Raw genomic sequence first — 467 nt, forward strand, 5'->3', positions numbered from 1 at the left:
GTTGTACCCTTTTTCGTTCCGTTATCCCAGAGCTTTATGTACTTAGAAACATCACCCGTCATTGGCATACCATCTTCTTTATATAGCATAATACCTGGGTTATCGGGCGCAAAAAACCAATCTTTGGAAGCACCATACATAGTAGTTAACATCAACGCCTGTCCCCTGCCGGCATGAAATTTAAAACTAATACTTTGCCCCGGTAATACCACCGGCATATTGACTTCAGCACTCCCCACACCAACAAAGAGTCCACTTTGCACAAAATCTTTAGCCCCCAACACATTCTCAAATGAAATAATAGAGCTCATAAGAGGCATCGCCATTTCTCCCTCTGGCATGTTTTCGTCATCATTCATACCACAGGATACCAAAACGGTAGAGGTACATATAAATACAGTCAACAACATTACTAAAAATAAAATCTTTTTCATCTTCGTCATTTTTTTAATTGTTTATAATAGGAT

The 467-nt window shown here is 39.0% G+C and carries 1 protein-coding gene; it reads right to left on the reverse strand.

Annotation, left to right across the window (positions count from 1 at the left end; genetic code table 11):
• On the reverse strand, positions 1 to 434 hold a 434-nt coding region (locus KH893_RS12010; RefSeq protein WP_281166307.1), incomplete at its 3' end, for a spondin domain-containing protein.
• Positions 435 to 467 lie beyond the last annotated feature (33 nt).

This window comes from Liquorilactobacillus sicerae (genome assembly GCF_029916425.1).
GTDB lineage: Bacteria > Bacillota > Bacilli > Lactobacillales > Lactobacillaceae > Liquorilactobacillus > Liquorilactobacillus sicerae.